The following is a 16,512-nucleotide window of genomic DNA, read 5'->3' as shown; positions in this document are numbered from 1 at the left end:
GGGCGGCTTCTTCTTCGGCGGAGCCACCGATCTCACCGATCATGATGATCGACTGAGTTTCGTCATCGGCAAGGAACATCTCCAGCACGTCGATATGCTCGGTGCCCTTGATCGGGTCCCCACCGATGCCCACAGCGGTGGACTGGCCGAGGCCGCTATCTGAGGTTTGCTTCACGGCCTCATAGGTAAGCGTGCCGGAGCGGCTGACAACACCGCAGGAGCCGCGCTTGTGGATATGGCCGGGCATGATGCCGATCTTGCAGGCGTCGGGGGTGATCACGCCGGGGCAGTTGGGGCCGATCAGCATGGAGGACGAGCCTTCAAGCGCGCGCTTCACCTTCATCATGTCGAGCACCGGAATGCCCTCGGTGATGCAGATGATCAGCTCCATTTCGGCGTCAATCGCCTCAAGGATCGAGTCGGCCGCGAAGGGCGGCGGCACATAGATCACCGAAGCATTGGCCTCTGTGGTGGCGCGGGCCTCATGGACCGAGTTGAAGACCGGCAGATCAAGGTGGGTTTGCCCGCCCTTGCCGGGAGTCACGCCGCCGACCATCTTGGTGCCATAGGCGATGGCCTGCTCGGTGTGGAATGTGCCCTGCGAGCCGGTGAGGCCCTGACAGATTACCTTTGTGTTTTCATCGACGAGGACTGCCATTTTCGGAAGTCTCCTCTAAGCTGCTGTTGTTTTTCTGAATCTCACCACCACGAATGCGGAGAGAAGGACGAGAGCCGCAAAGAGCGGCTGGATTAGGTAGGTTTGAAGGAGGTAGAACGTGGCTTGTGGAGCATCGCAGTAAGAGGGGAATTCCGACGCCTGTGGCGCGCAATCCCTCTTCCAGTCAAGATGCATGGAGACAGACAGATAAGCGGATAGGCCAACCGAGATGGCGGACAGGCCCACGACTGGCCATTTTCCGATATGGCGGGCGAGCACCCAAAACAGGCCGAACACGACAGCGACTATCAGAGTCACCGGGACAGCAACGGCCAGCCCGATACCCAAATAAAACACCGTCTCCGCAAACTCCACTTGGATCAGCCTTTCACCGCTTTGACGATCTTCTGAGCGCCATCTTTCAGGTCGTCGGCGGCAATCACGTCCACGTCGGAGTTGTTGATGATCTCTTTGCCTTTGTCCACGTTGGTGCCTTCAAGCCGGACAACCAGCGGCACCTTGAGGCCCACTTCCTTGACCGCGGCGATCACGCCCTCGGCGATCACATCGCAGCGCATGATGCCGCCGAAGATGTTGACGAGGATGCCTTTGACGTTGGGATCAGAGGTGATGATCTTGAAGGCTTCGGTGACCTTTTCCTTGGTTGCGCCGCCGCCTACATCGAGGAAGTTGGCAGGCTCGGCACCGTAGAGCTTGATGATGTCCATCGTTGCCATGGCAAGGCCCGCGCCGTTGACCATGCAGCCGATTTCGCCGTCAAGCGCGATGTAGTTCAGATCGTGCTTGGAGGCAGCGAGTTCCTTGGGGTCTTCCTCGGTTTCGTCGCGCAGTTCGGCAATGTCGGGCTGGCGGTAGATCGCGTTGCCGTCAAAGCCGACCTTGGCATCAAGCACCTTGAGGTCGCCCGAGGGCATCAGGATCAGCGGGTTGATCTCCAGCATCTCCATGTCTTTTTCCATGAAGGCCTGGTAGAGGATGCCCATCAGTTTGACGCATTGCTTGACGGCAGCGCCCTCAAGGCCAAGCGAAAAGGCAACGCGGCGGCCGTGGAAGGGCTGGTAGCCGGTGGCCGGATCAACCGAGAAGCTGAGGATCTTGTCAGGGGTGGAGGCAGCGACCTCCTCAATGTCCATGCCGCCCTCGGTGGAGCAGACGAAAGACACGCGGCTGGTTTGACGATCGACCAGCAGGGCGAGGTAAAACTCGGAGGTGATGTCGGAGCCGTCTTCGATGTAGATGCGGTTCACCTGCTTGCCGGCAGGGCCGGTTTGGTGGGTGACGAGGGTTTTGCCCAGCATCTTCTTGGCTTCTTCAGCGGCCTCTTCGACCGACTTTGCCAGACGCACGCCGCCCTTTTCGCCCGCGCTTTCCTCCTTGAAGGAGCCTTTGCCGCGGCCACCGGCGTGGATCTGCGCCTTGACGACCCAAAGCGGCCCGTCAAGAGCACCGGCGGCGGTCTTGGCCTCATCGGCTTTGAGCACGATCCGGCCATCAGAGACCGGGGCGCCGTAGGAGCGAAGCAAAGCCTTCGCCTGGTATTCATGGATGTTCATGAAGGTGTCCCTCAAGCTGTGTTTCGTATCGTCCTTCGCATAGCAGCGCGCCCGAGCAAACAAAAATCGCCTTGTGGAGCGGGGTTTGGCGGATTTTCTGCATTTTGTGATCACAGCCCGGAAAGGTGTGATCACAAGTTAACGCAACCATAACAAGACCGAGAGAATCACATGTACTTCACGCGTTGCGGGGGCTGGTTTTGGCCGCGATGAGGGAGTATCTTTGGCGTATGAGTGAAGTTGAAAAGCCTGTTGAGAAGATCAAGTGGGGCGTCGTTGCGACCGTGCGCGAACCGGCTGATCTGGTGCTGGCCTTCGTGGCGCATCACCTTGAGCTGGGGGCCGATGAGATCGTCCTTTACCTTGATGACCCCGAGGACGAGGTGTTTCCGATCCTGCGCCGCACCGGAAAGGTGCGGGCGGTGCGCTGTGACTGGCGCTACTGGGACAGGCTGACAGATGGCAAAGGCCGCCCCGGCAACCAGAACCAGCGGCAGGCGAAGAACGCCACACAGGCCTACAAAACCACCAAGTGCGATTTTCTGATCCACCTTGATGCCGATGAATTCCTTTATATGGCGCGGCCCATCGAGGAAGAGGTTGCGCGGCTGGAGGGCGATGAATGCTGGCTGCGCGTGCCTGCGATGGAGCGGTGCTGGCAGGCGGGCAATCGTGACGAAAGCATCTTTGGCGGCGTGTTCCGCAGCCAGATCCGCAATGCTCCCAAAGTGGTGCGCAATATCTACGGGGATGAGGTGGTGCCATTCCTGTCACACGGGCTGGCGGGCGCTGCCCATGGCAAGCCGTTGGTGCGGGTAGGGGAGCAGGTTTCGCTGCAGGTGCATGCCGCCAAGCTGCCGGGCAAGAATGCGGGCTGGGCACCGCACCGCCGCGCCACCGGGCTGACCGTGCTGCATTTTGACGGGCTGACGCCGCTGCATTGGGTGGCCAAAACGCTGCGCTACGCCGAGCAGGACGACGCGGCGATTGATGATTTGCTGCACGATGCCCGCGCCCGGCAGGTGCGCGCGGCACGCGACCTTATGGGCTCTATGCCCGAACTGCTGCGCTTTTTCCGCCAGATCACCGGGCTTTCCCCGGAGCAGGCCAGCGCGTTGACGGCGCATGGCAAACTTGCCGCGCTGGAGTTTGATCCGGCGGCAGCCGTGAAGCGGGTGTTCCCCGATCATGCTGCGGACTACTCGTTTCGGGCCTTTGATCTGAAGCTCGGAACCGAAAACGCCCGCCGCCTGATGAAGGTGATTGGTGCTCCGCCGCGACGCCGCAGGCCAGAAGGCACGCCTAAAGCAGGCACGGCTAGCCCCGTTGGCTAAGACGGCACAAACGTTTGGCGAGACTCTGACTAAGCCCGCGCGCCAATCCGGTCAGCCGCTGCCGGAACAGCGGGCGCACCCGCGCGCCGTCGCCGCCAAGGGTGCGATCCGAGGCCAGCAGGGCCGCGATGTGCCGCTCGATCGCCGGGCCGCAAATCGCGCCGACAGTGTGAAGCTGCTTCTTGGTGTTGAGCGTATCAAAGTGGCGATGCAGTCGCGTCAAATGCAGGATTCGGGGGGCGCCGTTTTGCTCTGAATAGGCTTCGAGCAGGTCGATGTTCATGAAATTGTACTCGGGCGGCAGCACCCATAAGCGTAGGTCACTTTCGAACAGCAAGGTGCGTACAACCGGCTGGTCGCGGTTCATTTTGCTCTCTTTCATCGCGTTCTCGACCTTGTTGAAAAACGCGTCGACGGCGGGACTCTTGCGGATGGCAACGACACCGCTGTTGAGCTGCGGAAAGGCGGCAGGAACCGGAGTTTGGAAGTGGCGCACTGCCAGATCGCTGGCGCGGCGCGGCTCGTGGGCTGCGGCCAGGTCGAAGCGGTCCATCAGTTCGAATACATCGCCGATCGGAGCGACGCATATGATGTCTGCATCCAGCACGATCGATTTGGTGAAGCGAGAGCGACGTAAGGCCTCGAATCTGGGGCGGAACCAGGCGTCTTCGAGCGGGATGACTTGATCGAATACCGCTGCATCGCAGGGCTGATCGCTAAACAGGTCTATCGGGTGGTTCGGGTGGTGCTCACGAATGGTTTGCGCGGCACGAATGGCCAGCGGCAAGTAGTTCTTGCCGCTGACCGCAAAGACAAACCCTTCGTCTGTCTTTGCGTTGTTATCTGCGGTTGGTTTAGGCGAGGGAGCCATCAATGCCTTTGCAGGCTTCAACGAGGCCCTTCACAGCGTTGACCGAGGTATCAAACATCTCTTGCTCGTCCTTGGTGAGCTTGATGTTGACGATCTTCTCGATGCCGCCAGCGCCGATCACGGTGGGCACGCCCACATACATGTCTTTCACGCCGAGGTCGCCATCGCAGTAGGCGGCGCAGGGCAGAACGCGCTTTTGGTCCTTGAGGAAGGCTTCGGCCATTTCGATGGCGCTGGTGGCGGGCGCATAGAAGGCGGAGCCGGTTTTCAGCAGGCCAACGATTTCGGCGCCGCCATCACGGGTGCGCTGGATGATCGCATCGAGCTTTTCCTGCGTGGTCCAGCCCATTTCCACCAGGTCGGGCAGCGGGATGCCGGCGACGGTGGAGTAGCGGGTGGAGGGCACCATGGTATCGCCGTGGCCACCAAGCACAAAGGCGGTGACATCGCGCATGGACACGCCGAACTCAAGGCTGAGGAAGTGGCGGAAGCGGGCGCTGTCAAGCACACCGGCCATGCCGCAGACCTTGTTTGCGGGCAGGCCCGAGAACTTTTGCAGCGCCCAGACCATCGCATCAAGCGGGTTGGTGATGCAGATCACAAAGGCATCGGGCGCGTGGGCGGCGATGCCCTCACCGACCGATTTCATGACCTTGAGGTTGATGCCAAGCAGGTCATCGCGGCTCATGCCGGGCTTGCGTGGCACACCGGCGGTGACGATGCACACGTCGGCGCCAGCGATGTCGGCGTAGTCATTGGTGCCTTTCATCGTTGCGTCAAAGCCCTCGGCGGGGCCGCTTTCGGCAAGGTCGAGCGCCTTGCCCTGCGGCACGCCTTCGGCGATGTCAAACAGGGTGACATCGCCCAGTTCCTTCATTGCGGCGAGATGGGCGAGCGTGCCGCCGATCTGCCCTGAACCGATAAGTGCAATCTTGGGTCTGGCCATGATAGGTGTCCCTTGGTGGTGTTAAATCCGCGCAAGGCCTAGCCAATGGTGGGGGGGCGTGCAAGGCTGCATTGCAGCATTTTGGCTTGGGGTTGTTGCGGGAATGCAGCGCAAGCGCCAGAAAATTCAGGGGAAAATGCAGAATGTGGCCTGATCCGTGGGTCTTGGCCGTGGCAGTGCCAGCGGTGCTGTTTGCGGGGATTTCCAAGGGTGGGTTCGGCTCGGGGGCGGCCTTTGCCGCGACCCCGATTCTTGCGCTGGCGATTGATCCCAAGGTGGCGGTAGGCCTGCTATTGCCGCTGTTGATGCTGATGGATGTGGTCACTCTCAAGAGCTTTTGGCGGCAGTGGCACGGGCCTTCGGCATGGGCGCTGATCGTCGGTTGCCTGCCGGGGATTGCGCTGGGGGCGTGGCTGTTCAGCGCGATTGATGCCGCAACGCTGCGCCTTTTTATCGGCGTTATCGCGCTTGTCTTTGTTGCTTATCAGCAGGCGCGCATCCGGGGCTGGCTGAAAATCCAGGACCGCGAATTTTCGCCGGTGTTTGGCGGCATCGCCGGGGCCGTGGCGGGCTTCACCAGTTTTGTCAGCCACGCGGGTGGCCCGGCGGTGGCGGTGTTCTTGCTGGCGCAGGGGATGCGAAAAACCGAGTATCAGGCGACCTCGGTGATCGTGTTCTGGGTGATGAACTTTCTCAAATGCATCCCCTATGCCTTTCTGGGGGCCTTCACGGTGAACACGCTGGTGCTGGACCTCTGGCTTGCGCCGGTCGCCGTGGTGGGGGCATTGCTGGGCATTCGGGCACATCACATGGTGCCCGAGCGCGCATTTTTCACCCTCACCTATATTTTGCTCACCCTGACCGGGACCAAGCTGGTGTGGGATGCGCTGGCCTGAGCCTAAGCGTCTTTTTCGGAGGCTTTGGCAACCTCTTCATCAACCCGCTCAAAGCTCTTTCCCGAGGCAACAAGGCAGGTAAGCCCATTGGGGGTGGTCACGGTGACGGTCCAGGTGCCGCTTTCGAGGTTGGCCCAGGTTTCAACCACCTGATTGGAGGCGGCGAGGCCAATCGCCTGGCGACCTTCGCCATAGGTTTCACCGAGGCGGGTCACCACACGTTCGCGCTGGGCGCAATTGCGGGTTTGGGCATCGGCCCCGGCGGCGGCGAGGCAGGCAAAGCCTGCGGCAATCACTATGAGTTCTTTCATCGTCCATACCTTTTGGTTGGCTGCGCAGGCCCCAAACCGGGCGCGCCCGGCTTTGCCGGTTGTACGGGAGGCGCATTTTGCGCCCGTCACGAAAAGGCCGGACTGATTATTGCCGTTGGTTATGGCGGCTCTGCCATACGGCCCTCCAGTCGCCCGACTCTCCCTTTGACTGTCCACCGATGAGGTGACCATGTGGTTAACGGGGGCCAACGATGGGTGGCTGGAGCAGGAGCGAGACAGTTTGTTGCGCCCGCAAAGGTATTTGGAGAAATGATCTTGCGCGGCGGCGTGGCATTTGGTTTTTCTGCCACGGAAACCCGCGAGGAGAGAATCATGACGGCCCCAATCCGCCCCTACAGATCTGTGCTTTACATCCCCGGCTCCAAGGAGCGCGCGCTGGAAAAAGCCGCCGGGCTGGCTTGCGATGCGATCATCTTTGACCTTGAGGATGCCGTGGCCGCCGAAGCCAAGGTAGAGGCGCGTGCGCTTCTGGCAAAAACACTTGCGAGCACCGATTACGGCCAACGCGCAAAAATCGTGCGGGTGAACGGGGCCGATACCGAGTGGGGCGCCGACGATCTGGCCACCATTTGCCCGACCAAGCCCGATGCCGTGCTGCTGCCAAAGGTTGAAACCGCCGCGCAGGTGGCCGCCGTGAAGGCCGAACTGGATGCCGCAGGCGCGAGCGAAACGCAGGTTTGGGCGATGATGGAAACGCCGCGTGGCATCCTCGCCGCGCAAGAGATCGCCGCCGCCCCCGGCATGGGCGGTTTTGTGATGGGCACCAATGATCTGGCCAAGGATCTGGGCACCCGGTTCAGGGCCGACCGCGAGCCGCTTCTTTCCTCGCTTCAGCTTTGCCTGCTGGCGGCGCGGGCGCATGGGATCGTGGCGATTGACGGTGTTTACAACGCCTTCAAGGACGATGAGGGCCTGCGGGAAGAATGCGAGCAGGGCCGCGACATGGGCTTTGATGGCAAAACGCTGATCCACCCGGCGCAGCTTGATGTGGCCAATGAGGCCTTTGCGCCCTCAGGCAGCGAGATTGATCTGGCACGCCGCCAGATTGCCGCCTTCGAAGAGGCCGAGGCCAACGGGCAGGGGGTGGCGGTGGTTGATGGCCGCATCGTGGAAAACCTGCACGTTGCAACGGCCCGCGCAACGCTGGCCAAGGCAGATGCCATTGCGGCCATGGCCGGTTAAGGGCAGGTTACGCGCAAACGCCGTTCATTTGACAGGAGTCTCCCATGGCCCTTCCGCTACTCATTCTTGGTATTGCGCTTTGGTGGCTTGGGCATCTGTTCAAGCGGCTCGCCCCGGCGCGCCGCGCCGCGATGGGCGACAAGGGGCGCGGGCCGGTGGCGCTGGTTCTGGTGGCCTCGATTGTGCTGATGGTCATTGGCTTTCGGATGGCGGACGATGTGCCGGAGCTCTGGAATCCGCCCTATTTCCTGCGCCATATCAATAACTTGCTGGTGCTGATTGCGATTTACTTCATGTCGCCCGGCCCCAAGAAGGGCGCGATTTTCTACCGGATGCGCCACCCGATGCTGGCCGGTTTCGCGCTGTGGGCCTTTGCGCACCTTCTCGTCAACGGTGACCTTGCCTCGGTGATCCTGTTTGGCGCTTTGCTTGTGTGGTCGCTGGCCGAGATGGTGGTGATCAACCGGGCCGAGCCGGGTTGGACCCCGCCCGCCAAAGGCTCTATCGCCAAAGACGCGATGTTCCTTGTGGCCTCGGTGATTCTGCTGGGGATCATCGGTTACATCCACGGCCTGCTGGGCTACCCCGTATTCGGATAGGACTGCCATGAAACTCTACCGTTTCCTCACCGAAGACGACACCTCGGCGTTTTGCCACAAGGTGACTGCGGCGCTCAATAAAGGCTGGGTGCTGCAAGGCGATCCGCAATACAGCTTTGATGCCTCCAACGGGGTGATGCGCTGCGGCCAGGCCGTAGTGAAAGAGGTTGAGGGCACCTACACCCCCGATATGAAACTGGGAGAACAGTGAGCATGGCAAAGACCAATCCGGGCCGTTTTTTTGAGGATTACACGCTGGGCGATGTGATTGTGCATGCGGTGCCGCGCACGGTGGCAGAGGGGGAGCGGGCGCTTTACCACGCGCTCTATCCGGCCCGTCATGCACTGTATTCCTCCGATGCTTTCGCGGGCGATTGCGGGCTGGATGGCTCGCCCATGGATGATCTGGCGGTGTTTCATGTGGTGTTCGGCAAGACGGTGCCGGATATTTCGCTCAACGCGGTGGCCAATCTGGGCTACGCCGAGGGGCGCTGGCTGAAGCCGGTTTATGCAGGTGATACGCTGCGCGCCGAGAGTGAGGTGATTGGCCTCAAGCAAAACTCCAACGGCAAATCAGGCGTGGTTTGGGTGCGCACCCGCGGGCTGGATCAAACCGGCGAGGCGGTGCTGGAATATGTGCGCTGGGTGATGGTGCGCAAGCGCGATTTTGACGCCCCCGCCCCCGAAACGATGATCCCCGATCTGGCCGATGCCGTGCCTGCTGAGGCGCTGGTGATACCCGAGGGGCTGTCGTTTCAGGGGTATGATTTCACCCTTGCCGGGGAGCCGCATCGCTGGGGCGATTACGAGGTTGGCGAGCTCATTGACCATGTCGATGGTGTTACGCTGGAAGAGGCCGAGCATATGCTGGCCACGCGGCTGTGGCAGAATACCGCCAAGGTGCATTTTGATGCGACGGTGCGCGAGGATGGCAAGCGGCTGATCTACGGCGGGCACATCATTTCGCTGGCGCGGGCGCTGTCGTTCAACGGGCTGGCGAATGCGCAGATCGTTGCCGCGATCAACGGGGGTGCCCATGCCAACCCGGCCTTTGCGGGCGATACCGTGCGGGCCTGGAGCGAGGTGCTTGGCAAGGCCGAGACGGTTGCGCCGGGGGTTGGCGCGCTGCGGTTGAGGCTGGTGGCCGTGAAGGGCGGCGAAACACTGGCGGGCGATTTGCGCGGCGAAGACGGCAAGTATCTGCCCCATGTTTTGCTTGATCTCGATTACTGGGCGCTGATTCCCGTTTAACCCCCGCGCCTTGCACCTGTTTGCCTTCTCGCGGTAACGTGGCGGCAAGAGCGGCGCCGGGCGGGGCCTGGCGCTTATGGGTGGGGGCCCGCGAGGTGGATGAAGATGAGTGCGACCGCCTGCGGACCTTCGCGGCGGAGATGATTTTTGCGCATCGGCGCCCGGTGCCGGTTGTTGCCGGGTCAATGGCCCGCGCATTTCCGGCGGCGACCGGGCTTTCCATTTGTTTCGTGCTGGCGGACATGGCCGCCGAGATTGCCCGCACATGGGAGCCGAAAGACCCCTATGAGCGCGCCCTGCCACGCGCCCTTTTCGAGGCGAGCGCCCTGCTGGCGGCGGATCTGTTTGCGCTGCAAGAGAGCGGGGCAGAGCGTGCCACCGGGCGTGATCTGGTGACGTTCTGGGGGGCCGGTGACGGGTATTTTCTCGGCTGAGAGATTTGTGATCACGTTTAATTTTGTGCGGCGGGGCGTTTGCTGGCAGGGTTGAGTCTCCTGTGGGGCGCGTTGCCCATGTGGGGAAAATTGTGATCACGGCCTGAAAGAACGTGATCACAAACGTGAAATTTTTCGCTGTTAGCGACGAAACCTCCCCCTGAAATCCGCCCATTTGCCCGTGACTCCGCCGGGGAAAAGTGGCAAAGCATGGGCTTAGCAGGCCTGCGTTGCATTCGGCGCGAGGCGAGCCATTTTTGCGCGGCACGGCCCTTTGGCCCCCCGCCGCGCCCGCAAAGGAGAGCGTTCATGGCCGATGTGAACCAGGGCAACCGCCCGCTCAGCCCCCATCTTCAAGTCTATCGCCCGCAGTGGACATGGGTTCCCTCGATCATCAACCGGATCACCGGGGCCGGGCTTATCGTGGGGGCCTTTCTTGTGGTCTGGTGGCTGATCGCCGCCGCCTCTGGCCCCGAATACTTCAGCTCGATCGACTGGCTGATCACCTCCTTCATTGGAGATGTGGTGATGTTCCTCTCGGTCTGGGCGCTGTGGTGGCACATGCTTGGCGGCATTCGTCACCTGATCTGGGACGCAGGCTACGGCCTTGACGTTGAAACCTCCGAGAAGATGGCCAAGGGGATCGTTGGCCTTTCGGTGGTGCTCACCATTCTCACCGCGATCATCGTGTAAAGGGGCGGCACAATGGCATTTTTGACTGACCGTAAACGCGCCACTGGCCTTGGTTCCGCCAAATCCGGGACCGAGCATCACTGGCATATGTCGATCTCAAGCTATGCGCTGGTGATCCTGACGCCGCTCTTTTTGCTGACCTTCGGGCCGCAGCTTGGCAACAGCCACGAAGAGGTTGTGGCGCATTTCTCGCGGGCCTGGCCTGCGGTGATTACCGGGCTGATGATCGTTGTCGGCATGTGGCACTTCCGGCAGGGCTTCCAATCCATCATCGACGATTACATGCGGGGTCTGACGCGCAAACTTTCGATCATTGCGCTGGTTTGCGTGAGCTACGGGCTGATGGCCGCCGGGATTTTCGCCCTCGTCAAACTGGCGCTCTGAGGACGCCGCCGGGATGTCGGAGTTCACCGATTACATGCTGCTGCAAACCGAGGCCGAAAGCCTTGGGGCGCTGCAAGGCCAGATCGAGCGATCGGTTGGCGCGGCTGAGCTGCCGCTGATGATCCTTGGCGCGGCCGCCAGCAACAAGGCCGAGGCCGAGGCCGCCTGGGCGGCGCTGGAAAAGCCTGTGTGGGTGATGGTTGGCACCGAGGCCGATATCGCGCGTTTGTCACGTGCTGGCCCGGCGCTGCATCTCACGGTCGAGGAAGATTTCCAAAGCTGGGCGGTGGCGACCTATGTGCAGCGCCATTCACTGGTGCTTGCCATATTGCGCCAGCCGGACATGTATCGCCAGGCGACCGTGCAATACGGGGCCACCCAGGTTTATGATGCGACCACAAATGCCACCGATCTTGCGCTCCTGGCCGAGCACTTCAACGTGAATCGCAGGGCCTTGGTCAAAACTTTCGTGCCCGATGGCGGGCAGGCTTTCAGCGCGCTTCTGGGTGCGCCTTACCAACAGATGGCAGATTACACGATCCCGGATAATGCGCCGGGCGCGGTGGTCTTCCCCTTCAACAACTAGCCGCGCAGGCGAGTGAACGAACCGCAAGGGACGGATGAACAGATGGCAGCATATGATTACGAGACACACACCTATGATGTGGTTGTGGTGGGGGCCGGCGGCTCTGGCCTGAGGGCCACGCTGGGGATGGCCGAACATGGCCTCAAAACCGCCTGCGTGACCAAGGTTTTCCCGACCCGCTCGCATACCGTGGCTGCCCAGGGCGGGATCGCCGCGAGCCTTGGCAACATGCAGGTGACCGAAGATGCCGAGATGAACGACCACTGGCAGTGGCACCTTTATGACACCGTGAAGGGCTCTGACTGGTTGGGTGATACCGACGCCATGGAATACCTCACCCGTGAGGCGCCCAAGGCGGTGTATGAGCTGGAGCATTACGGCGTGCCGTTCTCGCGCACCGAAGAGGGCAAGATCTACCAGCGCCCCTTTGGCGGCCATACCACCGAGTTTGGCGAAGGCCCGCCGGTGCAGCGCACCTGTGCCGCCGCTGACCGGACCGGCCACGCGATCCTGCACACGCTTTATGGCCAGAGCCTCAAGCATAACGCCGAGTTCTACATCGAATATTTCGCCATTGATCTGATCATGGGTGAAGACGGGGCTTGCCAGGGCGTTGTGTGCTGGAAGCTGGATGACGGCACGATCCACGTGTTCCGCGCCAAGATGGTGGTGCTGGCGACCGGCGGTTATGGCCGCGCCTACTTCTCGGCCACTTCGGCGCATACCTGCACCGGTGACGGTGGTGGCATGGCGGCCCGCGCTGGCCTGCCGCTTCAGGATATGGAGTTTGTGCAGTTCCACCCGACCGGGATTTATGGCTCGGGTTGCCTCATCACCGAGGGCGCGCGCGGCGAGGGCGGCTACCTCACCAACTCGGAAGGCGAGCGCTTCATGGAGCGCTATGCGCCCACCTACAAAGACCTTGCCAGCCGTGATGTGGTTTCACGCTGCATGACCATGGAAATCCGCGAAGGCCGCGGTGTGGGCAAGGAGAAGGACCATATGTACCTTCACCTGAACCACCTTCAGCCCGAAACGCTGGCCGAGCGCCTGCCGGGCATCTCGGAAAGCGCCAGGATTTTTGCCGGTGTGGACGTGAACAAGGAGCCGATCCCGGTGCTGCCGACGGTGCACTACAACATGGGCGGCATTCCCACGAACTACTGGGGCGAGGTGCTTGACCCAACCGAAGATGAGCCTGATCGCGTGGCCCCCGGCCTGATGGCGGTGGGCGAGGCTGGCTGTGCCTCGGTGCATGGCGCCAACCGGCTTGGCTCGAACTCGCTGATCGACCTTGTGGTCTTTGGCCGTGCCGCTGCGATCCGTGCCCGCGAAGTGGTAGACCCGGATGCCGCCAACCCTGATCTGAACAAGGCTTCGGTGCAGGCGGCGCTTGATCGGTTTGACAGTTTCCGCAATGCCGATGGCTCCATCACCACCGCGGATCTGCGCGACGAGATGCAGCGCACCATGCAGGCAGATGCCGCCGTGTTCCGCGCTGACAAGACGCTGGCCGAAGGTGTGGAAAAGATGACAGCGGTTGCCGCCAAGATGGATGACATCAAGGTCACCGACCGGTCGCTGATCTGGAACTCCGACCTGATGGAAACGCTCGAACTGGCGAACCTGATGCCAAACGCGCTCGCCACCATCGTGGGTGCCGAAGCGCGCAAGGAAAGCCGTGGCGCCCATGCCCATGAGGATTATCCCGACCGGGATGACAAGGAGTGGCGCAAACACTCCCTCAGCCGGGTGGATGGCAACAAGGTCGATCTCAGCTATCGCCCCGTCCACATTGATCCGCTGACCACCGAAGCCGAGGGTGGCATTGATCTCAAGCGGATTGCGCCCAAGAAGCGGGTTTACTGATGCACAGGAGGGGCGCGTGACAATTCCGGGGGTTCCTTCCGTGGCCGTTGTCGGTGCGTTCCGCTCGGGAACCAACTACCTCCAGTATCTTCTGGAGACCAATTTTCGCTGCCGGGTCGTGCCCAATGCCCATGGCTGGAAGCACGCGCCGGTGGCGATTTCGCTGCGGCGGTCTCGGCGGATCTGGGATGGGCGGGTGCCTATCATTGCCGTGATGAAACCGCCGCTGGCATTTTTGCAAAGCGTGTTTCGCTATCATCTTGAGGTGGGGCGTAACATTGCTGCGCCCAAGGAGTGGAGCGCTTTTTTGGAAGCGCCGTTCAGCATTTTCAACGGGCGCCGTGGGCGCACGCCGGAGCTGAGCTTTGCCAATCCGGTTGAGTATTGGAACTGCCTTTACCTCAACCTCACGACCCTGCCCGAACCGGCGTTTCGCTGCCGTCTGATCCGGTATGACAGGCTGACCGACGCCCCTGAGCAGCAGGTTGAAGACCTGGCCAAATTTGCCGGGTTGCGCCGCCGGTCCGGGCCGTTTCGCTTGCCTGAGGGTCCGCTAAGGCGGGGGCCACGGGCCTGGACGCACCGGATCACAGGGCGCTCAACCGAGGTGGCCCCAAACCCCGGCGAAGCTGCCCGCAACCGGATGCCGCTGCCGGAATTTACAGAAACGCAGCGACAATCTGTTTTGGCGCGAGTGCATCCTGATCTGGCCGCGCTGGCCGGCATCTCTGCGCAAGGAGCCGTCGCTTGATCGTCGCCAACCTCGCAACATACCCCCCGCGCGAAAGCAACCTTGCCGCCGTGGTCAAGGCGATCCTGCCGCAGGTGGATCGGCTGAACATCGTGCTCAATCAATATGACGCGCCCCTGCCTGCCTTCGAGGGGGAGGCCAAGATCACCCAATTGATCCCGCAAGAGGATCAAAAGGACGTGGGCAAATTCTACCCTGATGTCTCCGGGGCGGATTGGGTCTTCATGATAGATGACGATATGATCTACCCGGCGGATTTTGTTGCCCGCTCCATCACCGCGATGGAGGCGCTGGGCACGGGGCGCTACCTTGGCGGTTATCACGGCTCGCTCTATTATGAGCCAAGTTTCACGCTGTCGCCCAAGGCGCTGCTGAAATACCTGCGCTACAAGCCCGATAACATCGCGGATTACCGCAGACCGTTTCGCTTTTATGAAGGGCTCGCAGCGCCCACCATCGTGGACCAGATCGCCACCAATGCAGCTTTGATGCGCGGCGCGGATTTTCCGCCGCACAGCTTTATGGCGGGCAGTCAGAAGTTTGTGGATGTTCGCTTGGCGCGCTGGTGTTTTGAGCAGGGCATCCGCCCGGTATGCCTGCCCCGTGAGGCCGGATGGCTAGGGGAAGTGCGCTTTGACGAGACGATCTTTCATGGCTTCACCCGCCAAAACCCGGCCCATGTGGCAAATGAAATCTGGACCTATGCGCTAAAGGTGCCGGGCCGTGGCACAGTGGCTGGGGGGGCTGAGTAATGCCCCGCCTGATGTGCTTTGCGACCCACCACAAAAGCGGCACCGTCTGGATCAGGCGGACGGTGCAGGCGATGTCGGCGGCGTTTGGCACCGAGTGGCATGGCATCTGGCGCGATGGGGCCATGTGGAAAGTGCCCGATGAGGGTGAGGCGTTTTTGGTCAACTGGGCGGGGTGGTTCCCCGAGGCGCTGTGGGAGCGCGACGATGTGGGCTTTGTTCACCTCATTCGCGATCCGCGCGATATGCTGCTTTCGGGCTGCGTCTATCACCATCACGCGGGCGACAAGGGTGAGAAGTGGCTGCATGAGCCGCGCGCCGCGTTTGGCGGCAAAAGTTACCAGCAGCACCTCAACGCGATTGAAGGGGAGCGCGACAAGCTGCTGTTTTCGATGCGCGGCAAGCACCGTGAAACGGTTCAGGAAATGCTCAACTGGCGCTGGGGCGATCCGCGTATCACCGAGCTACGCTACGAAGACCTGATGCAGGATCATGCTTGCCACCTGTTCCAGCTGGCGCTCGCCCACCTTGGGCTGGAGGGCGATCGGCTGGAAAAGGGCCGCTCGCTGTTCTGGGAGCAGTCGCTTTTTGGTGGTATGGCCGATATAGACAAGAGACCCAGGCATTTGCATGGCCATGTCCACTCGGAAGGGGCTTTGAAGCGCTGGGAAAAGGAGTTGCCCCGTGCGGTGGGCGAGGCTTATGCCGCTGAATTTGGAGACGCGCTCAAACAGCTTGGATATGAGCAAGACGACAGCTGGGTTGACCGGCTTCCCGAGACGCCAGCCGACCTGCTGCGCGAGACAGACAAGGTAGAGTGACGATGACCAAAGGTGCACTGATCCTGACGGCCGCACTGGCCGCCATGATGCTGGTTTCCGCCTGTGGCGGTACCGGGGCGCGGGGCGAAATCCCCTTTCCCGCAGGCTATGCGGTGATGCCCGGCGACCGGGAGCTTTGGGACTCGATGAGCGATGCCGAACGCCGCCGCGCGCTGGCCTTCCTGTCAACCGGGGCCACCTTGCAAAGCTCGACACAGCCCGATTGATGATGATCCTGCGCTCCCATCATATCACCGCGCTTTCTGCGCTGGGCCTGCTGCTTGCCGGATGCGGCGAGGCCAGCCTGCCCGATATCGTCGCCCGCCAGGCGGCCAAGGCGGTGGTGCGCCCGATCATCGTGGAAAAGCTGCCCGGTGTGCCGCCCGATCTGGTGACCGAATGTATCATCGACAACGCCACCGCCGCAGAACTGACGAGCCTTGCCTCGGATGCGGCCACCGGCGTTTCCCCGCAAACGACTGAAACGGTGGTGGCCATCGCAGGCCGCCCCGAAGCCATTGAATGTGTGACGCGGGAAGGACTCCCGCTGATCTTGAACGGATAGGAACAGGAGCCTCTGAC

Annotated in this window: 22 protein-coding genes; 16 read left to right on the top strand and 6 right to left on the bottom strand. The window is 61.6% G+C overall.

Features of this window, described 5'->3' with window-relative positions; genetic code table 11:
* The 3 genes from sucD to sucC all read right to left on the bottom strand — a co-directional run.
* A partial coding sequence (gene sucD / locus P1U55_RS04110) for a succinate--CoA ligase subunit alpha (RefSeq protein ID WP_301046236.1) occupies positions 1–658 on the bottom strand: 658 nt, incomplete at its 3' end.
* A 15-nt stretch (positions 659–673) separates the two neighbouring features.
* The gene (locus P1U55_RS04105) at positions 674–1,033 is read right to left on the bottom strand and encodes a hypothetical protein (RefSeq protein ID WP_301046235.1); all 360 of its coding nucleotides are present in this window, start codon (positions 1,031–1,033) and stop codon (positions 674–676) included.
* 5 nt (positions 1,034–1,038) lie between these two features.
* Entirely contained in the window at positions 1,039–2,232 is a 1,194-nt protein-coding gene (gene sucC / locus P1U55_RS04100; RefSeq protein WP_301046234.1) for an ADP-forming succinate--CoA ligase subunit beta, read from the bottom strand.
* A 230-nt stretch (positions 2,233–2,462) separates the two neighbouring features.
* Between sucC and P1U55_RS04095 the strand changes: the two genes are divergently transcribed.
* Positions 2,463–3,566, top strand: coding sequence for a glycosyltransferase family 2 protein (locus P1U55_RS04095; RefSeq protein WP_301046233.1), 1,104 nt, complete (start codon positions 2,463–2,465; stop codon positions 3,564–3,566).
* On the opposite strand, the gene P1U55_RS04090 is transcribed toward P1U55_RS04095, so the two are convergent.
* Complete coding sequence (locus tag P1U55_RS04090) at positions 3,550–4,437, bottom strand: putative nucleotide-diphospho-sugar transferase (protein WP_301046232.1); 888 nt, start codon at positions 4,435–4,437, stop codon at positions 3,550–3,552. The genes P1U55_RS04095 and P1U55_RS04090 overlap by 17 nt on opposite strands.
* Complete coding sequence (gene mdh / locus P1U55_RS04085) at positions 4,421–5,383, bottom strand: malate dehydrogenase (RefSeq protein ID WP_301046231.1); 963 nt, start codon at positions 5,381–5,383, stop codon at positions 4,421–4,423. Before mdh ends, P1U55_RS04090 begins: the two co-directional genes overlap by 17 nt.
* A 143-nt stretch (positions 5,384–5,526) precedes the next feature.
* On the opposite strand from mdh, the gene P1U55_RS04080 reads away from it, so the two are divergent.
* Positions 5,527–6,279: a sulfite exporter TauE/SafE family protein gene (locus P1U55_RS04080; RefSeq protein WP_301046230.1), complete on the top strand. Its 753-nt coding sequence runs from the start codon at positions 5,527–5,529 to the stop codon at positions 6,277–6,279.
* 2 nt (positions 6,280–6,281) lie between these two features.
* Here the strand turns inward: P1U55_RS04080 and P1U55_RS04075 are convergent, their stop codons facing one another.
* Positions 6,282–6,590: a hypothetical protein gene (locus P1U55_RS04075; protein ID WP_301046229.1), complete on the bottom strand. Its 309-nt coding sequence runs from the start codon at positions 6,588–6,590 to the stop codon at positions 6,282–6,284.
* A 333-nt stretch (positions 6,591–6,923) separates the two neighbouring features.
* Between P1U55_RS04075 and P1U55_RS04070 the strand changes: the two genes are divergently transcribed.
* The 14 genes from P1U55_RS04070 (at position 6,924) to P1U55_RS04005 (ending at position 16,495) form a co-directional block, all read left to right on the top strand.
* Positions 6,924–7,793: a CoA ester lyase gene (locus P1U55_RS04070; protein ID WP_301046228.1), complete on the top strand. Its 870-nt coding sequence runs from the start codon at positions 6,924–6,926 to the stop codon at positions 7,791–7,793.
* 44 nt (positions 7,794–7,837) lie between these two features.
* Positions 7,838–8,392 carry an NnrU family protein gene (locus P1U55_RS04065; protein ID WP_301046227.1) on the top strand — a complete coding sequence of 185 codons (555 nt, stop codon included), beginning with the start codon at positions 7,838–7,840 and terminating at the stop codon, positions 8,390–8,392.
* A 7-nt stretch (positions 8,393–8,399) separates the two neighbouring features.
* Positions 8,400–8,603 carry a DUF1737 domain-containing protein gene (locus tag P1U55_RS04060; protein WP_301046226.1) on the top strand — a complete coding sequence of 68 codons (204 nt, stop codon included), beginning with the start codon at positions 8,400–8,402 and terminating at the stop codon, positions 8,601–8,603.
* 2 nt (positions 8,604–8,605) lie between these two features.
* Positions 8,606–9,643: a MaoC family dehydratase gene (locus P1U55_RS04055; RefSeq protein WP_301046225.1), complete on the top strand. Its 1,038-nt coding sequence runs from the start codon at positions 8,606–8,608 to the stop codon at positions 9,641–9,643.
* 38 nt (positions 9,644–9,681) lie between these two features.
* Complete coding sequence (locus tag P1U55_RS04050; protein ID WP_301046224.1) at positions 9,682–10,077, top strand: hypothetical protein; 396 nt, start codon at positions 9,682–9,684, stop codon at positions 10,075–10,077.
* A gap of 309 nt (positions 10,078–10,386) precedes the next feature.
* Entirely contained in the window at positions 10,387–10,770 is a 384-nt protein-coding gene (sdhC, locus tag P1U55_RS04045; RefSeq protein ID WP_301046223.1) for a succinate dehydrogenase, cytochrome b556 subunit, read from the top strand.
* Between the two features lie 12 nt (positions 10,771–10,782).
* Positions 10,783–11,154, top strand: coding sequence for a succinate dehydrogenase, hydrophobic membrane anchor protein (gene sdhD, locus P1U55_RS04040; protein WP_301046222.1), 372 nt, complete (start codon positions 10,783–10,785; stop codon positions 11,152–11,154).
* 13 nt (positions 11,155–11,167) lie between these two features.
* A complete protein-coding gene (locus P1U55_RS04035) occupies positions 11,168–11,740 on the top strand; it encodes a hypothetical protein (RefSeq protein ID WP_301046221.1) in 573 nt (190 codons plus the stop codon).
* 42 nt (positions 11,741–11,782) lie between these two features.
* Positions 11,783–13,609 (top strand): succinate dehydrogenase flavoprotein subunit, encoded by a 1,827-nt coding sequence (gene sdhA / locus P1U55_RS04030; RefSeq protein WP_301046220.1) that lies wholly within the window; start codon positions 11,783–11,785, stop codon positions 13,607–13,609.
* Between the two features lie 16 nt (positions 13,610–13,625).
* A complete protein-coding gene (locus P1U55_RS04025) occupies positions 13,626–14,360 on the top strand; it encodes a hypothetical protein (protein WP_301046219.1) in 735 nt (244 codons plus the stop codon).
* The gene (locus P1U55_RS04020) at positions 14,357–15,112 is read left to right on the top strand and encodes a hypothetical protein (protein ID WP_301046218.1); all 756 of its coding nucleotides are present in this window, start codon (positions 14,357–14,359) and stop codon (positions 15,110–15,112) included. The genes P1U55_RS04025 and P1U55_RS04020 overlap by 4 nt, the downstream gene beginning before the upstream one ends.
* Positions 15,112–15,930 (top strand): sulfotransferase domain-containing protein, encoded by an 819-nt coding sequence (locus tag P1U55_RS04015; protein WP_301046217.1) that lies wholly within the window; start codon positions 15,112–15,114, stop codon positions 15,928–15,930. Before P1U55_RS04020 ends, P1U55_RS04015 begins: the two co-directional genes overlap by 1 nt.
* Before the next feature lie 2 nt (positions 15,931–15,932).
* Positions 15,933–16,157, top strand: a complete 225-nt coding sequence (locus P1U55_RS04010; protein ID WP_301046216.1) for a hypothetical protein — start codon at positions 15,933–15,935, stop codon at positions 16,155–16,157.
* A 2-nt stretch (positions 16,158–16,159) separates the two neighbouring features.
* Positions 16,160–16,495 carry a hypothetical protein gene (locus tag P1U55_RS04005; RefSeq protein ID WP_301046215.1) on the top strand — a complete coding sequence of 112 codons (336 nt, stop codon included), beginning with the start codon at positions 16,160–16,162 and terminating at the stop codon, positions 16,493–16,495.
* Positions 16,496–16,512 lie beyond the last annotated feature (17 nt).

Origin of the sequence: Vannielia sp., from assembly GCF_029212645.1 — a bacterium.
Classification (GTDB): Bacteria; Pseudomonadota; Alphaproteobacteria; order Rhodobacterales; family Rhodobacteraceae; genus Vannielia.
This window is presented reverse-complemented; position numbering and strand designations above follow the sequence as displayed.

Excerpts from the sequence above, each read along its gene's own strand:
- sucC (WP_301046234.1), bottom strand. The coding sequence starts at position 2,232 with ATGAACATCCATGAATACCAGGCGAAGGCTTTGCTTCGCTCCTACGGC.
- P1U55_RS04095 (WP_301046233.1), top strand. The coding sequence starts at position 2,463 with ATGAGTGAAGTTGAAAAGCCTGTTGAGAAGATCAAGTGGGGCGTCGTT.
- P1U55_RS04090 (WP_301046232.1), bottom strand. The coding sequence starts at position 4,437 with ATGGCTCCCTCGCCTAAACCAACCGCAGATAACAACGCAAAGACAGAC.
- mdh (WP_301046231.1), bottom strand. The coding sequence starts at position 5,383 with ATGGCCAGACCCAAGATTGCACTTATCGGTTCAGGGCAGATCGGCGGC.
- P1U55_RS04080 (WP_301046230.1), top strand. The coding sequence starts at position 5,527 with ATGTGGCCTGATCCGTGGGTCTTGGCCGTGGCAGTGCCAGCGGTGCTG.
- P1U55_RS04075 (WP_301046229.1), bottom strand. The coding sequence starts at position 6,590 with ATGAAAGAACTCATAGTGATTGCCGCAGGCTTTGCCTGCCTCGCCGCC.
- P1U55_RS04070 (WP_301046228.1), top strand. The coding sequence starts at position 6,924 with ATGACGGCCCCAATCCGCCCCTACAGATCTGTGCTTTACATCCCCGGC.
- P1U55_RS04065 (WP_301046227.1), top strand. The coding sequence starts at position 7,838 with ATGGCCCTTCCGCTACTCATTCTTGGTATTGCGCTTTGGTGGCTTGGG.
- P1U55_RS04060 (WP_301046226.1), top strand. The coding sequence starts at position 8,400 with ATGAAACTCTACCGTTTCCTCACCGAAGACGACACCTCGGCGTTTTGC.
- P1U55_RS04055 (WP_301046225.1), top strand. The coding sequence starts at position 8,606 with ATGGCAAAGACCAATCCGGGCCGTTTTTTTGAGGATTACACGCTGGGC.
- sdhC (WP_301046223.1), top strand. The coding sequence starts at position 10,387 with ATGGCCGATGTGAACCAGGGCAACCGCCCGCTCAGCCCCCATCTTCAA.
- sdhD (WP_301046222.1), top strand. The coding sequence starts at position 10,783 with ATGGCATTTTTGACTGACCGTAAACGCGCCACTGGCCTTGGTTCCGCC.
- P1U55_RS04035 (WP_301046221.1), top strand. The coding sequence starts at position 11,168 with ATGTCGGAGTTCACCGATTACATGCTGCTGCAAACCGAGGCCGAAAGC.
- sdhA (WP_301046220.1), top strand. The coding sequence starts at position 11,783 with ATGGCAGCATATGATTACGAGACACACACCTATGATGTGGTTGTGGTG.
- P1U55_RS04015 (WP_301046217.1), top strand. The coding sequence starts at position 15,112 with ATGCCCCGCCTGATGTGCTTTGCGACCCACCACAAAAGCGGCACCGTC.
- P1U55_RS04010 (WP_301046216.1), top strand. The coding sequence starts at position 15,933 with ATGACCAAAGGTGCACTGATCCTGACGGCCGCACTGGCCGCCATGATG.
- P1U55_RS04005 (WP_301046215.1), top strand. The coding sequence starts at position 16,160 with ATGATCCTGCGCTCCCATCATATCACCGCGCTTTCTGCGCTGGGCCTG.